This is a genomic window from Lacticaseibacillus porcinae, assembly GCF_003946305.1.
GTDB lineage: Bacteria > Bacillota > Bacilli > Lactobacillales > Lactobacillaceae > Lacticaseibacillus > Lacticaseibacillus porcinae.
In genome coordinates this window covers 87,285-106,296 of the sequence record NZ_RHNS01000008.1, presented here as the reverse complement: position 1 = coordinate 106,296, position 19,012 = coordinate 87,285, and the positions used below count along the sequence as shown (strand labels likewise).

The following is a 19,012-nucleotide window of genomic DNA, read 5'->3' as shown; positions in this document are numbered from 1 at the left end:
ATATGCAAAAGTTCTTCAAACACCATGGCGCCGCTTTGATCGTCTGGGTAGTGGTGTGCTTAGCAGCGATGATCGGCATGCCAAATATCACCGCTTTAGTGCGCGACCACGGCAACACCACCATTCCTGCCAACATGCAAAGCCAAGTCGCCACTGCAATTCAAAATAAATGGGGCAAAGGCCAAAGCAATGCTCGTCAAGTCGCAGTCGTTTTCTCTAATGGCGACGACAAACTCACCAAAGCGCAACAAACCAGCATCAACGCCACCATTGAGAAACTACAAAACAATCGCTCACGTTATCACATCACCAGTATCATGGCACCAACTGATAACGCCGAAACCAAAAAGCAGCTGGTCTCTAAAGATGGCACCACCCAAATCGTCCAATTGATGGTCAGCAAGCACACCACGGTACAAGCGATGACGGATCAATTGACCAAAGCCGTCAAAACCCACAACGTCACCACTTCAGTCACTGGCGGAGATATTTTAAACGAATCGTTCAATGAAGCCACTGAAGCCGGCATTCAAAAAACCGAAGTGATCGCCGCGATTTTCATTTTCGTGGTGTTGATCATTGTCTTCCGCTCACCGATCGTCCCGGTGATCTCACTGACCGCTGTCGGCGTGGCCATGTTGACGAGTTTAAGTGTGGTGATGAACCTAGTTAAACACTTCGGCTTTCCGCTATCGGCTTTCACCCAAGCGTTCATGGTCGTGATTTTGTTTGGGATCGGGACGGATTACAATATTTTATTGTATGACCAATTCAAAGAAGAACTTGCGTCAGGGCTCGACAAGCTGGAAGCAACGAAACATGCAGTCAAAGTTGCTGGCCACACGATTTTATATAGTGGATCATCTGTTTTGATCGGCTTTAGCGTCTTAGGCCTGGCGAAGTTCTCGATTTATCGCTCAGCCGTCGGTGTCGCCGTTGGGATCGCGATTTTGCTGCTCGTGTTATTAACGCTGAATCCTTTCTTCATGGCGACTTTAGGTGAGAAAATGTTTTGGCCGGTGAAGAATTTCTCCGGTGCCAGCCACTCCAAGCTTTGGCAGTGGTTATCTGCAAAATCAGTCTTACATCCAATCATCGCGGTATTGTTGATGCTCGGTTGCGCAGTACCGGTGGCGTTGCTTTACAACAACGACTTGAATTACGACACTGTCGTTGAATTAAGCGATAATGCGCCTGCCAAACAAGGCTTTGAGCTGATCCAGAAGCATTTTTCCAAAGGGACTGCCGAGCCTTCAACGATTTACATTCAATCTGATCACAAACTCAATAACAACGGAACCTTGAAAGTCATCGATCAACTCACCCGTAAGCTCAAACAAGACCCTGACATTAAAACCGTAACGTCAGTAACGCAACCAGGTGGTAGCGAGATCTCAGGCTTATATGTCAAAAAGCAACTGAACACCGTCACTACTGGGATGGGTCAAGCCCACGCCGGTATTTCACAAATCAACAGCGGCTTAAAGTCTGCACAATCGCAATTGGCGTCTGCTGATATGCAAAGCGGATTAGACGGGGTCAAACAGTTAATCTCTGGCACTGACCAATTGATCAATGGTTCAAACGAATTACACAGTGGCACCACGCAACTGGCAACCGGTGCTAACACCTTACAAAATGGTTTAGGCCAATACACTAATGCCGTTGCGCAAATCAACGCTGGTACCACGCAACTTTCTTATAAGTCTGGTGAATTGACAGCTGGGATCTCAACGCTGACGCAACAAACATCGCAATTGCCATTAGCAGTCGCGGGCTTAACGGCTTATACCACTGGCATCAATGGTGGGATCTCGCAAATCAATTCTGCATTATCTAGTCAAACTGGTTCACTTGATCAACTGAGTGCCGCGCAAAATCAATTAACAACGCTGGCATCAGAATCTGAAACGATGCGCACGCAATTAGCATCAGCCAAAAAGTTGGAACCGCAACTGGATGCCGCATTGAAATTGATCGACCAACTGCAAAGTGCGAAAACTGATCTCAGTACCTTGCAAACCAAAGCAAGTGCTTTACAAACCACGTTAAATATCGTGAAGTCCTCAATGACGCAAGTGATGATGCGCAATATCGCCGCTACTAGTACCGAACGTGCGATCATCACTGCCGCGCAATCGATCATCGATGATGACCGCGCGTCAACAGCGTCTAAACAAGCTGCACAAACCATTTTGACGAAGGCCAATGCCAACTTGGCCAATAATTTGCAAAAAAATACGACGCAAATGACTGAAATGGCAAGTCAAACGAGCAACTTCACCATGCCTGACCTCACCCAACTTAACAAATTAGCTGCTGTTTTACCTTCTGACGATGAGATCAACGAATTAAAGTCAGAACTGACCAATGCCAAAGCCTTGATGAATTCTGCTGAAAACATGCTTGATCAAGCGGATGATTTGTCCACGCAAGCTGATCAACTCGGTCAAGTGGCCACTGCCTTTGCCCAATTACAAAATGGTTTAAAGACTTTGCAGTCGAATTCCAATGACGCTGTTGCCATTGCTCAGCAACTCAACCAAGGGGTCAATGGTTCAGGCGTTGATTTAACCGATCAAACCACGATCGCACAAACGATCAGCAATTCTAGCATGACGCAACAACTTTCAACCTTATCTAGTGGTGTCGATCAATATGTCACTGGCGTGAACACAGTCGCTTCAGGGGTCAGTCAAGTGAGTGCTAACTCTGGAAGTTTAACTAGCGGTGCCCAACAATTGACAACTGGTGCTAACCAACTCAACGCTTCTGTCCCATCATTAACTGCAGGTTTAGTCCAAGTTCGTGATGGGCAACAAACCATGTACACCACGCTTTCAGGATTGACTACCCAGATGAAAACTTTGCAAACTGGCTTAGGCGCTGCGACTAGCGGTTTGACCCAGATCAACACTGGCGTCACCCACGCAAACAGTTATTTGACTGGTTTGAAACAATCGACGACGGCAAAAGAATTCTACATTCCCAAAGCCACGTTGAAGAGCAAAGCCTTCAAACCGGCACTTGATCAATACTTATCTAAAGATCAAACCGCCACGCAATTAACTGTCGTGTTAAAAGCTGATCCTTCTTCTACTGAAGCCTTGAGCAAGGTCAACAGTTTGCAAAAAGAAGTGAAGAATCAACTTAAAGGCACCAGCTTGAAAGATGCAAAAGTCGCAGTCGGCGGCCAAACTTCCTTCACCTCTGATACCAAGACTGTGGCCACCAGCGACTTCATGCGCACCGCAGCGATCATGGTGATTGGGATCGCCATTGCGTTGATCTTCGTCACCCATTCGTTGCTTCAACCGGTTTATATCTTGTTAAGCTTGTTGTTTGCTTACTTTGCTTCATTGACCATCACTCGCGGTTTAAGCACAGTGATCTTAGGTCAGCCACACTTGACTTGGACCACCCCATTCTTTGCTTTCATCATGTTGATCGCATTAGGCGTTGACTACAGTATTTTCTTAATGATGAAATATCGCGAATTCGGGGTTGAATCAAGACCTCGCGTTGCCATCACCCAAGCAGCCGGTGTCATCGGTGCTGTCGTGATCTCTGCGGCGATCATCTTAGGTGGGACTTTCGCAGCGTTAATGCCATCCGGTGTGTTGACCTTGATTCAAGTCGCGATCGCAGTGATGATCGGCCTGACGATCTTAGTCTTTGTGTTGCCGATCACCATGTCTGCAGGCATCACTTTGACTTACGATCGGAAAAAAGATTAATTGAACAATAAAATCCGCTGCAAGTTGAATCCTTGCAGCGGATTTTTTTAGTCTTCTACAAAATGAGCAAAGTCAACAGCTTCAGGATGCAACCGCAGATACTCACGTTTGGCTTCAGGGTCAAAATCATGGGTGCCAGCTTTAAAGTGAATCGTCTCTGTCCCAGCCTCAATGGCAGTTTGGTAGTACCATTGTTTGAATTTCAAAAAGGCTTTTTGGCGCTTTAAGGCGCGGATCTGTTCATCTAACGCTTGCTCAGTATCTTCGAGATAAGCATAGCGTTGCACTAGCGTGTCATCCCCTTGCATACACAACTTGATGAAATCAGCAATTGTTGCCACTGGGACCCCACTTTTTTTCAACACAGTAATAACATCCAAATAGTTCAAATCATTATCGGTGAATTCGCGGTTTCCTTGCGCATCACGCTGAACAAAAGGTAATAATCCATGGGCGTCGTAGAAACGCAACGCAGAAGTTGAAATGCCTAATTTTTTAGCCACTTCACCGATTCGATAAGTCATATTGTCCTCCTATTTCAGGTGTTTGATGACGATCAACCACCCGAACATTGCCATCACTGCGACTAACCATGGGATCAGTATGACATGTCCGCTTTGGACCAGCAACCCACCGATCATACCAGCACCGGCGATTGAAATATTCCACACTGTGGCGTTTAACGACATCACTAGATCCAAGGCGTCGTTGTTCACACGCTGACCTAGTGCTGTTTGCAACAAGGTGGCCGCACCACCAAATGATAACCCCCACACGCCGACCAGAATATTCGTCACTACAGGGTCATGGACAATCGCTAATAAAACGGCTACAATCACGAAACTGCCCAATGACGCCACTGCTAATGGCCGCAAATGTTGATCGATCCAGATCCCTGTCAAGATGATTGAAACCAGTGCGGCGATACCAAAAATCAATAATGTCACATCGACATGTTGGATATGGCGAGTGGCGAGAAAAGGCGCAATATACGTATAAAAGATATTATGCGCGCCTAGCCAAAACAAGGTCACCAACAATAATGGGCGAACGCCTTTGGTTTGCCAAACCGCGCGATAAGTGACCTCGGCATTACCTTTCACGCCAGCAAAGTCCGGTAATACTCCCCAGACAAAAACAAATAATAACGCGGCAAAGCCTGACATGATGCCAAATACTGCATGCCAACCGACTAAGTTGCCTAACCAAGTGCCTGCTGGGACACCAAAGGATAATGCCACTGGAGTCCCCACTAAAGCAATTGCCATCGCCCGACCGGCAAGCGCTTCTGAAACCATCCGCCGAGCGTACCCAGCTAACATCCCCCACACCACACCGGCAGCAATACCGACCATAAAACGCGCAATGAGTGTCAACCAGTAGGCATTTGAGATTGCCGTTAAGGTATTAAATAAAAAAAATCCGGCAATCGCAGTCATAAACAAATGCTTACGCGTCCAGCTTTTCGTTGCGCCGATTACAGGAATTGCCGCGAGGATCGAACCAAATGCATATAACGTCACCAATTGACCGGCAGCACCAGTAGTGATATTTAAACTTTGCGAAATTTCAGGCAGTAATCCAGCAGGTAACGTTTCGGTCATGATCGCTAAGAATCCGGATAAAGCTAATGCAATCAAACCTGCTAATGGGAATTTTTTTGTTGTCATCATAATCTCCTTTTCATGTGCAAAATAGAGATTAGACCTTCAACATAGGTTTAAGGCAAGGAAAAGTTTTCAATTTACTTTGAGTCTGTTCATCAGCAATACTGAGGAAACCTTCAGGCGGTTGACACACTACTAGATCCCGATGGCAACTCCTTGTGATATGACGAGCCATTCGAATAACCTCAAACACCTTGGATCAGCCGCGATCCGAGGTGTTTTTGGATGCGTTATAACCTAAATGTATACTTATCTGTTTAATCTAAGTATTAGACATTGTCTGGCGTTCTCCGTAAGCTAGTCAACGAATCACTTATGGAGGTCAACTCATGAATCAACTTCAACTTAACAACGGCGTCACGATGCCACAACTCGGCTTCGGCGTCTTTCAAATCGACGATTTAATCCAGTGCGAACAAAGCGTTTTGGATGCCCTGCAAACTGGTTATCGCTTGATCGATACTGCCGCATGCTACGGAAACGAACAAGCAGTCGGCAAAGCGATCGCGAAATCAGGGATCGCCCGCGAAGATATTTTTATTTCCAGCAAAGTATGGATCCAAGATGCAGGCTACGAGCAAACCATGGCGTCATTTCAAAAGACCTTGGACAATCTGCAAACCGACTATCTCGATTTGTATCTCATTCATATGCCTTATGGCGACTACTTTGGCAGTTGGCGGGCGATGCAAGACTTGTATCAAGCAGGAAAAATTCGTGCGATCGGCGTTTGCAACTTCCTACCTGATCGGCTCGTCGACTTGATCGAATCATTCGATATTGTTCCAGCAGTCAACCAAATCGAGCTGCATCCTTTTTCACAACGTCGCGAGGTACAAGCCTTAATGGCGAAATATCGCATCTCGCCAATGGCTTGGGCACCTTTTGCAGAAGGCCAACATCACTTATTCACAGATTCGACATTAACTGCGATCGGTGACCAATATCACAAGACTCCGGCCCAAGTCACCTTGCGTTGGTTGATGCAATCAGGGATCATCGCAATTCCTAAATCGGTGCACCTCGCCCGTATTCGCCAAAACTTTGCGGTCGATGACTTTCACTTAACCGAGGGTGACATGCAACAAATCAATGCGCTTGATACTGGCAAACCATTGATTTTAGATATCGCCACTTGCAAAGAAGCTTATCGCCTCCACAACCTCACCTTTGTTCAATGATCGCTAGGCAACAACTCCCGTAATTCCTTTAAAAATGCCGTCGCGGCAGGCGACAATGGCGAATGCTTCGGCCAAATCAAACTGGCTTTGGCTTCCAAGCGCGGCGCCAACGGGATAAAGCGTAGATCTGATTGTGCGGTATTGATAATGCCATCTAAACACAACGCGATCCCAACGCCTGCTGCCACCATGATCGACGCATTATACAGCAAATTATACGTGGCGACGGTATTGAGTTGCACATCGCTGGTCCCGATCCAATCATCTAATAACGCGATACTACCTTGTTGTTGTGACATGATCACTCGCTGATCGACCAGATCTGAAACCGCTAGCGCATGCTTTGAAGCTAAAGGCGAATCTCGTCGGACCAGCACTCCCCAAGCTGTCGTCCCAGGTAAGCGAAGAAAGTCATTATCGTTTTTTTCCGTCGGCTCCATCACCACACCAAAATCAAAGATACCGGCTTTCAACCGTTGTCCCACATCGTTAGCATCAGTGCTATAGATCCCCACGCGAACATTTGGTGCCGTTTGTCCGAGTTGAGCGATGGCTTTAGCAACGGTGGTCATCATCGGGGCTTCGGCGCTGCCGATCAAGATGCTTCCGGTGATTGCTTGGGTTTGATTGACATTTGCGACAGTTTTATCTGCAAGCAGAACAATTTGTCGCGCTTGATTGGCAAAATACTCCCCTGCTTCAGTCAATTCGATTTGGCGACTGCCACGTTCAAACAAACTGATGCCAAGTTCGGCTTCCAAGTCCTTGAGTTGGCGTGAGATCGTGGGTTGAGACACATGCAGTTGCTCGGCAGCTCGAGAGATATTACGTTCATTGACCACCATTAGAAAATATCGCAACACGCGTAATTCCATTTTCGCATCTCCATACGTTTTACGCATAGTATATCATCCAATCTAAGTATTAGACATAGGGCGTCGCTGGTTTTAAGATAAACACATCAACAAGGAGGTCATCAAGATGGACTTAGATAAATTGATCGATGCCGGTCCAGTGGCTTGGGGTGGCGAAACATCCAAAGCAGTTGATCAAATCGTCGCTGAAACCGGGAATGACTTGATTCAATTGAATCAAGCCACCACTGAGGCAAAGCGTCGTGAAATCATGGGAAAAATTCTGGGAAGTGAATTTCCCCAAAGCGCAACTCTCAATCCCCCTTTTCAAACCGATTTCGGTCGTCACACTCAAATCGGTGAGCGGGTCTTCATCAATCGTGAGAATTTCTTCGTCGATCTCGGTGGCATCACTATTGACGATGACGTCCTCCTTGGTCCACGGGTCACGTTGATTTCAGTCAATCACAACGAAGACCCTGCCCATCGCCGTGACTTAGTCTTAAAATCCGTCCACATCAAATCAGGCGCGTGGCTAGGTGCCAACGTCACCGTCGTTCCCGGTGTGACCATTGGCGAAAATGCTATCGTCGCCGCCGGTGCAGTCGTCACCAAAGATGTGGCCGCCAACACCTTAGTCGCAGGCGTTCCAGCAAAATTTATTCGCAACATTCATACAGGAGAGAAAAATTATGATCAAAAATAAAGTCGTTGTCATCACCGGCGCTTCCAGCGGTATCGGCGCTGAAACCGCAAAATTATTAGCAAGCCAAGGGGCCAAAGTGGTGCTCGGTGCTCGCCGCGAAGAAAAACTTAAGGCGTTAACCGATGAAATCATCGCCGCAGGTGGTCAAGCGGTTTATCGCGTAACGGATGTTGTGCGCCCAGAAGACAATGAGAATCTGATCCAATTGGCCCAAGATGCTTTTGGTGGCATCGATGTAATGTTTTTAAATGCGGGGTTGATGCCTAACTCGCCATTGTCTGCTTTACATGTCGATGAATGGAATCGCATGGTCGACGTTAACATCAAAGGGGTTTTAAACGGTATCGCCGCAGCACTACCGATCTTCAAAGCCAAAAAGTCTGGTCACTTCATTGCGACCAGCTCAGTTGCCGGTTTGAAAGCATATCCTGGCGGTGCGGTGTATGGCGCAACCAAGTGGGCAGTCCGCGATTTAATGGAAGTGCTGCGGATGGAAGCTGCCCAAGAAGGCAGCCATATTCGCACCGCAACCATTTATCCTGCCGCCATTAAAACTGAATTATTGACCACCACCACTGATGAAGCCACAGCCAAAGGCATGCAGGAAATGTATGATACGTATGAAATCGGCGCTGATCGCATCGCTAAAGTCGTATCATTTGCCATCGACATGCCAGACGACACGAATGTCAATGAATTCACGGTTGGTCCTACTGACCAACCTTGGTAACAGGGGTTTTATTGTGACTAAAATTTTAATTCTCGGTGCGCACGGCGGCACAGCACAACTTGTGATCGATCGTTTACTCGCTGAAACCGATCACGAGCTAGTTTTATTCTTACGCAACGCGCAACGATTAAATCGCTATGCTGACAATGCACGGGTGACGTTGATCGAAGGCGATGCTCAAGATCTTGAAGCGTTAAAGCAAGCAATGGCGGATAGTGATGTGGTCTACTCCAATCTTGGTGGCATCGACTTAGCAAAATCCACCCAAGCGGTGCTCAATGCCATGCAGCAAACGCATCGCACGCGTTTGATTTTCTATTCTGCATTAGGGGCAATACATGAAGTGCCTGGCAAATTCGGTGAATGGAATGAACAAGCAATCGCCGCTTATCTCCCAGGTTTTCGTGAATCCGATCACTTGATCAAACAATTTCCTGATATCAACACCACGCAACTGCGTCCGGCGTGGTTGACTGATCACGAAGAAATCGATTATGAAATCACTCAAGCAGATGAACCTTTCAAAGGTACTGAAGTTTCTCGTCAAAGCGTCGCCGACATGATCGTGCGATTGATCAAAACGCCTAGCCTTTATCCCAACACCAGCATCGGCTTGAACAAACCGCATACTGACGGTGACAAACCTGCCTGGTATTAGCGTATAATCACAACTAGGGGAACAATTCGGCAGTGTCACAACTGAATGGAGAAATGAATATGACAGATTTCATGAATGACCCAAGATATTTAGCCGGTGAACAAAATGTTGCGACTCGCAATCCAGATTTACCCACAGGCGATCAACATCACGGCGCCAATAATTGGTATACCAGCCCACAAGTCGATCAACAAGCTGTCACCTTCTCCAATGTCTATGGCATGCAACTTGCTGGCAATTTGTTCACACCCAAAGACCTCGACTTTACGATTCAACACGCTGCAATCGTGGTCGGTGCCCCCAACGGTGCTGTTAAAGAGCAAGCGGCAAACCTTTACGCCACGAAAATGGCCGAAGCAGGCTTAATTGCATTAGCCTTTGATCAGGTGTTTTGGGGTGAAAGCGAAGGCCGTTTGCGCAATGCCATGGCCCCAGATTTATATTCAGAAAGCTTTTCTGCAGGTGCTGATTATCTTGGGCAACTCGCCTTTGTGGATGCCGAAAAAATCGGCGTATTAGGGATCTGCGCTTCTGGTAGCTTTGCGATCAACGAAGCAAAAATCGATACCCGCCTAAAAGCAATCGCGACGGTAAGCTTAACAGATATGGGCGCTGTCGCTCGTGGGATGCGCGACATGATGGGAAACCACGAAATGGTCGATCAAGCCTCGCAACAACGTAATGTTGAAGCAGCGGGTGGCGAGATTGCCTACACCTCTGGCACACCTGAAACCATCGATGAAAATTCAGATGCCTTCTCGACTGAATTCTTCGACTTTTACCGTACGCAACGCGGCGCTGCAGCAACCACCACGCACCCCACGTTAACAACTTTTGCTAAGTTATTGAACTTCTATTCATTAGCAGACATTGCAACCATCGCCCCACGACCGTTGTTGTTCATCGCTGGTGATCACGCGATGTCGTTAAATTTCAGTGAGGATGCTTACGCGCAGGCCAGTGAGCCGAAAGAACTTTACCAAGTGAATGGTGCTGGCCATGTGGATTTATATGATCGCACAGAACTGATTCCATTTGAAAAACTCAGCACATTCTTCCAAACACAACTCAATTAACCTCAAAACGCATGCCAACATTCTGGCATGCGTTTTTCATCAGGCGCTGACTTCTTCAACAATATCGCACAACGCTTTAGCGGCTGGTGACAATTGCTCAAAGTCTGTAGCGATCATCCCCACGTCAAAGCTGATCTCAGGCTTTACCGGACAACTTTTCAGCCCTTGACCTAAACTTGCAAGCGGCAATGCTGACATAATCCCGATGCCCAAACCAGCTGCGACCATTTCGATTTCTGATTCCACATTTTGCACGACAATACGATTCGAGATAGCTGCACGACTGCGATCGGCATTATCTAAAATAGTTTCTAACGCGGCTTGATTCAACAACAACGGCGCTTCGTTCGTCGCTAAATCGAAATGTTTCGGTGCTTTTTCACCAGGCGGAAAAGCGGCAACAATGTAATCAGTCATCACCTGCCGCGCTTCAAACGGGCCAAACGGTGCCGCAGTCAACGCAAAGTCGACTTGATGATGCCCCACTAACTCGAGTAATTCATTGGGATTGGCTTCTCGCAAATCGATTTCCACACTCGGATAACGCAGTCGAAACACACCTAACGCCTTAGTCAACAGCGTCGAAGTGAGAAACGGCATCGAACCCACAGTGATGCGGCCGCCGACAATTTGATTAGCCGCCAGGGCTGCTTGCGAAATCCGATTATCGACATTTGCCATTTCTTGCGCTAACGCTAAAATTTCTTTACCGACTGGCGTTAGGGTTAACCCACTGCGCTTATCACGGAAGAACAACGAGACATTCAGTTCTTCTTCCAGTTTTTTAATCGCGTTGGAAACTGCAGGTTGCGTAATGTACATCAACTTTGCAGCTTTGGTGATACTTTCGAGTTCAGCGACTTTAATAAAAATCTCCAAGTTGCGGTTCATCATCATTTGGTTATCTCCACATCATGAATTGCGAAATTGAGTGATGACTAATTCTAACATAAACTAAGAGCATGCCAAACAGAAAGGACATGCTCATGCAAACTAATACCACTGCTCAAGCTGTGAAAACCAGCTTCGGGATCATCTTACCGATTATTATTATCAGCTACTTCATGATCATTTTAGACAATTCAATTATTTTCACCGGAAGCGTTAAAATTGCTCAAGAATTTGGTCTCAACCAATCACAACTCTCATGGGTCAGCAATGCTTATGCGTTGACCTTCGGTGGCTTCTTACTATTCGGCGGCCGCGCCGGCGACATTTTTGGTCGGAAAAATATTTTCAATGCCGGCCTGGTGATCTTTGGACTTGGCTCTTTATTTGTCAGCATTGCCCCAAGTTTAGCAGTGATGATCCCAGCGCGAGCGTTTCAAGGTCTCGGTTCTGCGATCCTCGCACCGACATCGTTAGCGTTGTTGATGGACACTTACACTGGTGAAACGCGGACCCGTGCAATCGCATTATATGGGTCAACTGCAGGTCTAGGCGCTGCTGCCGGATTAATTCTCGGTGGCTTATGCGCGAGTCTTTGGACTTGGCGGATCGGCTTTTTGATCAATGTGCCAATTTCTCTGGTGATGTTATTAGGATCTTTACGCTTTGTTCACAGTTCCCAGCAAACAAAATCAGGAACGTTGGATTTACCTGGGACGATTTTATCAGTCGTTGGCATCGTCGCATTGGTTTACGCTTTAGTCGGTAGCGTCGCCCAAGGTTTGAGTTTAGTCATCGCGGTGTTGTTCATCGCCACTTTCATTCTCCGTGAAGCCAAAACTAAAAATCCAATGATGCCACTGCGTTTATTTGCGGACCGCGAACGTCTCACCGCTTACATTGGTCGCTTCTTTTATCTCGCTGCGATGATGACCTTTTGGTATTTCACCCCTCAAGCAATGCAACGAGTGTTAGGCTTTTCACCATTGACGACAGCGTTCATGTTTATTCCTTTGACTGTCGTTAACTTCATCGTCGCCTTGCAAGTCGCGCCACTGACTAAAAAATTCGGTAATCGTCGCGTGTTGCTGATCGGCGTCAGCCTCACCTTTGTCGGGTTGCTCAGTATGCAGTTATTCCGCGTTTGGCCCAATTATTTGATCGGCTTAGCGTTGCCGATGATTTTAACTGGTGCGGGGCAAGGGTTGGCGTTAAGTCCGTTGACCGTTGCTGGCGTTGCCAACACCACTGCCAGTGAATCTGGTGCAGCCTCTGGCGTCGTCAACATGCTTCATCAAATCGGCGGTGCCGTTGGGGTTGCCGTCGTGGTATCGATCACTGGTAAAATCGTCCCCTTCGTCCATCAATTCAATACCGCGACATTGCTCGTTGCCGCATTAATGGCGGTCAGCATTATTGCAGTCTGCTTCATGCCAAAACAGAAAGGATAAATCACATGTCTAAATTTTTAATTATCGGCGCCACTGGCACTGTCGGTCGTGCCACCACCAAAGCTTTACGCAAAGATACTTCGAATCAACTGGTGTTGTTTGCCCGCCACGCCACTCAACGCCTACGCTCTGATCACCAACAAACCGTCATTGATGGCGATGCGCTGCGCTTAGCCGACTTATTAAACGCAATGAAGGGCGTCGATGGCGTGTTGATCGCCGTCAGTGGCCCAATCGACAAAATCACCCAACAAGTTGTGTATGTGATGCAACAAGCTCATATCACGCGCGTGGTGTTGATCAGCTCTGTTGGCATCTACAACGAAGTCCCTGCGAATATTCCTACTGACAATCTCGACGACAGCGCGATTCTGCCACGTTATCGTCGTTCCGCAGATATTGTGGAAGCAAGTGATTTGAATTACACTGTTTTGCGTCCCGGCTGGTTCACCGATGGTCCCATCAATTATCAAATGACGAAAAAAGGTGAACCATTCGGCGGCATGTATGTGTCAGTTTCAAGTATCGCGGACGTGGTACGCCGCGCCTTTACGGAACCTGACTTTGGGCACCGCCAAAGCATCGGGCTGAACACACCTGAAGCTTAACCTAATCAAAAAAGCATCAAGATTCAGAAATCATCACGATTTCAAATCTTGGTGCCTTTTTAGTGCTAAATGTTATTGTGGCGTATTTGCCAACGTCCAGGTAAGACTCGAACCATATCGTCCAGCTCTCACCACAGGGATGCGATTAAAAGCTAATAACGCCTGATAGTCTAACGTTGCACGACCTGTACTTGGATCCGTTTTGCCAGAAGTAAGTACTGTTGCGGATTGATTGTCATCAAAAACCTCTGACTGCGTCCAATTCGTCCCATCTTTTAAACCAAAGGCAATCGCTGCTGAACCGCCATCAGCGTTGGTTAAATAAGCACTATCATCGGTTGTTCTGAAGGGCGACATTGACACGCTAAGATTAAAGCTAGTTGCACTCGCATCAGAAACTACTATTGGATCAGGATCAAGATTAGGATCGGGGCTCTTCGACACTAACCAGTTATTAGCGGCAGTCGTTAAATCGTTCCAATTAATGTTGGCACTGCCAGCATACTTGCCCATGATCAAATCATCAACCGTTGGTGCATTCATACTTCCAGTGCTATTTAAAGTGTAAAAATAATAATCAGGAACGCTCAGCAGAGCTAGACCTGCGGGATTGACGAACAAAGTAGTCGGATTACTGATTGTGGTGTTGCCGTTATTGGTCAATACCACGCGGAATTGTGCTTGATCATCAGCCGTGGCTGCTGTAGCTTTATAATCTTGATCGGTGGCACCGGAAATATTTTGCCATTGTTTTGTGGCGGCATCATAACGTTGCCACTGATAAGTACTGCCTGACACGGCTGGTGCGCTTAACGTATAACTGCTGCCAGTTGTGACAGCTTTCGTGTCAGGCTGGCGCGCAACGATCACATTAGTAGTTTTAGATTCCGTGGTCGTGCCATTTAGATAAGTCCCCGTCACTTTGACAGTACCGGTATCCCCAGTTGTATTGGCGGTCAGCTTGCCGCTGGTCGCATCAATCGTTGCCAGAGAGGTGTTGTCAACGGACCACTTCACATCAGAAGTTGATTGTCCTCCCCAAGTAGCAGATGCTTGCGACTGATTGCTACCTGTTGGGACATCATCACCGGTGTAGATAATCGGTGATGACACGTCCACTGCCAGTGAGGCAGAAACAACGTGCAATTTTGCAGTTGCCGGCACCCCTGAGGCAATTGACACTCCGTTTTGATTAACAGTAACAAGTGCTCTTATCGGATAGTCCGTGTCATCAGCTAATTTTTGCTTGCTAGGCGAAACTGTTATGGAATCAGTACCACTTCCCAAAAACGTATACTCGTTCAAGAGCCAAGTGCTACTACCAGCCGTCAAGCCGCTGGGCAGCTGAAGTTCAAATTTGGCATCTGAACTTAAAGAAACAGTTTGATCATCGAGCTGGCCAATGTAGGCAATTGAAGGATCATCAATGTTTACTTGGGTCCCACTGCTTGCGGGCCATGGCACGCTGACTGGAAACACAAAAGTTGCCGTGGTTGTTCCCAGTGCAGTAGGGGTGAATCGATTTACCCCACCAACAATTCCCCAAGTTCCGGCACCGCTAGTGGTACTGGTGGCGAAACTAGGTGTAACGCCATCAATCGTAGTGGGGGTAGCATTCATAAATGATCCTGGAAAAATCACCTTTTGATCCAACGAGGTTGTATATTTATAGTTGGTTGGCAACACTAACATCGCAAAAATCGTGGAACCGGCATATGATGCATTCGAGTCGTTGCTTGTAAACATCGATTGGAAATATACCCATGTTGGGGCGGAAACTTTTGGTGCAGTCAAGCGATAACCAATATTGGCAGATTTACTTGGCACAGAAGCATTTTTTAAGACAGGATCGCTATTGGTAAGCGCCGTAACATTAGTTTGGTTCGTGCTTGATAAATCTATGCTTTCACCGGACTTCGACGTCGGGTTGCCCGTGACGCGTAGCATATTTTTATATTTCACTTGACCTGCTCCACCGTAATAATAACGGGTATAAACATTGACACTTTGACCTTGGAACAACACTGCATATCGAGCTGACGCCTGAGTACTATCCGGTGACTGCCAATTCAAGGCACTACTGTATTGTCCAGAACTAGTGCCAAGCGACCCTTGGGGAATAAAATTTATCGGAGCCATCAAGCTGCTATATGCGGTCGTCGGGACCGTTGACACTGGTGGCACAATACTCCCTGCAATGTCAGCGTCAACATGCTCGATGCGACTACCAGTCACCATACTCAACAACACGACAAAGCCGATCAACCAAGTTTTCTTAAACTTCATGTTGACGCCTCCTTTCTTGATGCCACAGCAATCCCAGTTCTAATACTACCACTAAAACCAACCACCCAATCACTTGTAACTGAACATCGCCCATTTGTGGCAAGCGGTCACGATTACCCGGAAGTCTCGTAGGTTGATGACTATTCTGCTTAGTAGCTGCAGACTTGCTTCCCGCATGCCTATTGGTAGATTGACCTGATTTGTGATCGATCTTAGTAGGACTTGGTAAGACTTGAAACTGGGCAGTTGAGGATGAGGTTTGACCATGAACTGTCAACGGCGTTGCAAAACAGAACAGCAACACTAGCAACAACCAGAATTGACCTAGTTTTTCATTCCCTTCAGTCCTTTTCTGACTTGCGATTCCGACGTAATAACAAAATCAACAAGAAGATGATCACTAAGACTAAAATGCCAATGATGATCCATAACCATGGAATATGATGCTCAACTTTGAGATTAGCCTTACGGTTAGTTGTTGCGGCTTGTACACGCGTGATGGTGAAATTACGAGTAAATTGCCATTTCCAACCTTGCGCCTTGGCGGTGACATGCAAGGTGTAATCGCCAGCCACTAAAGCTTTTTCACTAAACACCGCATAAGTAAAATGTGAATTTGGTGCCACGGTCATATTTTGACCTTGCCGTGAAATCACAGTCTTCGTGTCGCCGCGTTTCGTCACCTTCATCTTCATTGACAATTGGTTAAACAGGCGCGGCTTTGAATTTTGAATCGTGGCCAATACTGCGGCTTGATGATCTTGAATACCGGGTTTAACTTGACGCAAGTGCAGTTTAGGGGCAACTTGTGTGGGATCGTTTTGCAACTGAGCGGCAACTACCATCGCAAAGTGATTGGTTAGGCCAATACCTTTGGAATTACTACCATCATAGCCAGCAGTATCTTCAACTCGCAAAGCGCCGAGAATTTGTCCAGTTAATGCCTGTTTAGGCATCGTCACTTGGTAGCTGACTACTTGTTGTGCGTTTGCCGGCACTTTCACGGTGATGGGTTTGGGATTTGCCACCAAATCCGTGAAGCGGTATTTTGCACTGGTGTCTCCTGCAGTTCCAGGATCATAACTCAACATCCCGCCGTCAGTCGTGCTGGCATTCACTGGTTGCACTTGTAGCGTCTTGGCCTTGTTGGTGAGATTCGTGATGGTTACTGCTAAGCGATTGGTTTGTTGTGGTGCCAGTTTTAAGTTGAAATAACCTTTAATACCGCCCGTCTGTTGGGCCGTTAACTGTGGTGCGACGGTAAAGCTTGCCCCAGTCGCCTGTACTGGCTGGGCATGGAAGAGCATTGCCAATCCAAACATCGCCACAACTAACCCAATTCCGTGAAAAAAATTTCGCATACTTTCCCCCATCATTCACAAACTGTATATCACTAGATTTATATGAAAAAAGCCAGAGACAACTGTCCCTGACTTAATTAAAGCCACACTTAATTACCGCTACCAGTAGAATTGGTGTCGCTACCGTCTGGGCCAGTTGTTAACGTCCATGTGATTGGTGCACGATACGTTCCGGCTTTAGCATTCTTCGACTGCGCAAGTGCCAACGTCGCGTCAGTCACTTTAGCGGTATTGGTCCCAGTCCCATAATTTTGGGTCGTTGCAGTTCGACTATCATCCGCTGTCCATAATACTGTCCCAGAATCCGTAATCGAACCTGTAGTGATAAAGGCATTAGCACTCGCACCGGTTGATGACACGCCTACAGTGTTAAACGTAATCCCAGTAACGTTGATATCTGCTGGGGACGTCGCAGTCCCAGAACCAAATAAGAATTGACCAGTTTGTGCAGACAAACTCCAGCCTTCGTTAGTCCCGCGATTATCGGTAACTTTAATCTGGGTGTTCGCTTTCCCATCGGTTGCACCAGTCAATTGATCAACCGTGCCACTTGACAACTTCAAGTCATCACCGGTAGAAACCGCCTTTTCAACCGTAATATCATTAAAGCGTAAATCAGGGACTTCATCGATGGTAATAGTCCCCCCACTAACGCCAAACTGGGCGGTCGTATTTTTACTATCTGTGTCATCAGCGTGGACGGAAGCAACTGGCACGAAAGCCAATCCAAGCGCCAAAGCAGCGGTGACAATACTCATTGTTTTTTTCAAATTGTTCATCCCCCAAACCATTTATGTACTTATCATCTAACACTGCTATATTACCATTTTTATACGTAATGCAAAAGTATTTTGTATAAAATATTTTTCAAGATAAAGTGGCAACAATATCAGATTTATTAAATCGCTAATTCAGTTGTCATAATTTTCAAAAAAATCAGCCTCAATAAAAATCAAGGTTGACGTGATAACTTACCAAATAGTTTTCTTGCTATTAAGCTGGGCAGGCTTTTGCGGCAAGCGATGTAATACCACTAACGCCCGGATCGCAAAACCGATGGCCACGATCCCAACGACATAAAACCAAGGATTATTTTGCATGCTGAAGTACGGACTGATGCTCGACCACATGTTGATCGGCGTGAATGAGTTGATTGTCCCTACTAAGATCACGATTGCTAAACCAAAGCTTGCACCCAAGCGCGTCCCACGCTTCTCCCAATAAAGTCCTGGCATGATTCCCATCAATATATTAGTGAAAATATACCATTTCAACATTGCCGGATCGTTCATAAAGACACGGAATAAGTTGACGGTAACGACCATCACCAACACCCAACCGCATACGCGTAACCATGCAGAACCAGTCGTCACGTTCGCTCCCCAAACGTCTTCACGTTCCACATACACGCACTTGACGAGATTGTAGACTTCAAACAACGTCCAAACTACTTCTGCCGCAGAAGCAAAGCCAAACACCCAAAAGCCGTGCGTGGCATGCGCGGCTAGTGCAAACACGAAGATCCCCATTGAATCGATGGCAAAGTAAAATGAGTGCATCAACAAGTTATAAGGTGACTTGGCTTCCCGCCGCACCAAAAAGAAGCTATAAATATATTCAATAAATCCAATGGCAAAGGTCAACCCTGCCACCACTAACGTCCGAGTAAAATGCTCAGCGCCTGGCGTTAACGCCGTGACAAAATCATTTACTTGATAAGTTGTCCCATTGAATGTGCCAAACAAACTGTGTAATAACGACCACATATAAATCCCTCCTGATATTGAACTGGATACCAGTATATTGCCG

16 protein-coding genes are annotated in these 19,012 nt (G+C 46.7%); 8 read left to right on the top strand and 8 right to left on the bottom strand.

The genetic code is table 11. From position 1 onward, the window contains the following. Positions 1-2 precede the first annotated feature (2 nt). Positions 3-3,737 (top strand): MMPL family transporter, encoded by a 3,735-nt coding sequence (locus EKM92_RS08035; protein ID WP_125709652.1) that lies wholly within the window; start codon positions 3-5, stop codon positions 3,735-3,737. Between the two features lie 47 nt (positions 3,738-3,784). On the opposite strand, the gene EKM92_RS08030 is transcribed toward EKM92_RS08035, so the two are convergent. Then, positions 3,785-4,261 (bottom strand): MerR family transcriptional regulator, encoded by a 477-nt coding sequence (locus EKM92_RS08030; protein WP_125709649.1) that lies wholly within the window; start codon positions 4,259-4,261, stop codon positions 3,785-3,787. Between the two features lie 9 nt (positions 4,262-4,270). Continuing rightward, entirely contained in the window at positions 4,271-5,407 is a 1,137-nt protein-coding gene (locus EKM92_RS08025; protein ID WP_225420752.1) for an MFS transporter, read from the bottom strand. Positions 5,408-5,733: 326 nt separating this feature from the next. On the opposite strand from EKM92_RS08025, the gene EKM92_RS08020 reads away from it, so the two are divergent. Further along, complete coding sequence (locus tag EKM92_RS08020) at positions 5,734-6,585, top strand: aldo/keto reductase (protein ID WP_125709646.1); 852 nt, start codon at positions 5,734-5,736, stop codon at positions 6,583-6,585. Here the strand turns inward: EKM92_RS08020 and EKM92_RS08015 are convergent. Then, positions 6,579-7,460 (bottom strand): LysR family transcriptional regulator, encoded by an 882-nt coding sequence (locus EKM92_RS08015; RefSeq protein WP_125709702.1) that lies wholly within the window; start codon positions 7,458-7,460, stop codon positions 6,579-6,581. The two genes, EKM92_RS08020 and EKM92_RS08015, sit on opposite strands and share 7 nt — an antisense overlap. A 106-nt stretch (positions 7,461-7,566) precedes the next feature. On the opposite strand from EKM92_RS08015, the gene EKM92_RS08010 reads away from it, so the two are divergent. The 4 genes from EKM92_RS08010 to EKM92_RS07995 are packed head-to-tail and all read left to right on the top strand — an operon-like array spanning position 7,567 to position 10,609. Next, positions 7,567-8,145 (top strand): DapH/DapD/GlmU-related protein, encoded by a 579-nt coding sequence (locus EKM92_RS08010; protein WP_125709644.1) that lies wholly within the window; start codon positions 7,567-7,569, stop codon positions 8,143-8,145. Beyond that, complete coding sequence (locus EKM92_RS08005) at positions 8,132-8,875, top strand: SDR family oxidoreductase (protein WP_125709642.1); 744 nt, start codon at positions 8,132-8,134, stop codon at positions 8,873-8,875. The genes EKM92_RS08010 and EKM92_RS08005 overlap by 14 nt, the downstream gene beginning before the upstream one ends. 13 nt (positions 8,876-8,888) lie before the next feature. Continuing rightward, a complete protein-coding gene (locus EKM92_RS08000) occupies positions 8,889-9,533 on the top strand; it encodes an NAD(P)H-binding protein (RefSeq protein ID WP_125709640.1) in 645 nt (214 codons plus the stop codon). 59 nt (positions 9,534-9,592) lie between these two features. Beyond that, positions 9,593-10,609, top strand: coding sequence for an alpha/beta hydrolase (locus EKM92_RS07995; RefSeq protein ID WP_125709638.1), 1,017 nt, complete (start codon positions 9,593-9,595; stop codon positions 10,607-10,609). A 39-nt stretch (positions 10,610-10,648) separates the two neighbouring features. Here EKM92_RS07995 and EKM92_RS07990 read toward each other — a convergent pair whose 3' ends face one another. Next, positions 10,649-11,506 carry a LysR family transcriptional regulator gene (locus tag EKM92_RS07990; protein WP_125709637.1) on the bottom strand — a complete coding sequence of 286 codons (858 nt, stop codon included), beginning with the start codon at positions 11,504-11,506 and terminating at the stop codon, positions 10,649-10,651. Positions 11,507-11,595: 89 nt separating this feature from the next. Between EKM92_RS07990 and EKM92_RS07985 the strand changes: the two genes are divergently transcribed. Together EKM92_RS07985 and EKM92_RS07980 are read left to right on the top strand one after the other, a co-directional pair. Then, a complete protein-coding gene (locus tag EKM92_RS07985; protein ID WP_125709635.1) occupies positions 11,596-12,948 on the top strand; it encodes an MFS transporter in 1,353 nt (450 codons plus the stop codon). Positions 12,949-12,953: 5 nt separating this feature from the next. Then, the gene (locus tag EKM92_RS07980) at positions 12,954-13,556 is read left to right on the top strand and encodes an NAD(P)H-binding protein (RefSeq protein WP_125709633.1); all 603 of its coding nucleotides are present in this window, start codon (positions 12,954-12,956) and stop codon (positions 13,554-13,556) included. Positions 13,557-13,628: 72 nt separating this feature from the next. Here EKM92_RS07980 and EKM92_RS07975 read toward each other — a convergent pair whose 3' ends face one another. From EKM92_RS07975 to EKM92_RS07960, 4 genes are all read right to left on the bottom strand, one after another. Next, entirely contained in the window at positions 13,629-15,842 is a 2,214-nt protein-coding gene (locus EKM92_RS07975; RefSeq protein ID WP_125709631.1) for a hypothetical protein, read from the bottom strand. A gap of 341 nt (positions 15,843-16,183) precedes the next feature. Then, positions 16,184-17,203 (bottom strand): WxLIP family cell surface protein, encoded by a 1,020-nt coding sequence (locus EKM92_RS07970; protein WP_164509940.1) that lies wholly within the window; start codon positions 17,201-17,203, stop codon positions 16,184-16,186. A gap of 89 nt (positions 17,204-17,292) precedes the next feature. Next, complete coding sequence (locus EKM92_RS07965) at positions 17,293-17,973, bottom strand: WxL domain-containing protein (RefSeq protein WP_164509939.1); 681 nt, start codon at positions 17,971-17,973, stop codon at positions 17,293-17,295. A 201-nt stretch (positions 17,974-18,174) separates the two neighbouring features. Continuing rightward, positions 18,175-18,969: a hypothetical protein gene (locus EKM92_RS07960; RefSeq protein ID WP_125709624.1), complete on the bottom strand. Its 795-nt coding sequence runs from the start codon at positions 18,967-18,969 to the stop codon at positions 18,175-18,177. Positions 18,970-19,012 lie beyond the last annotated feature (43 nt).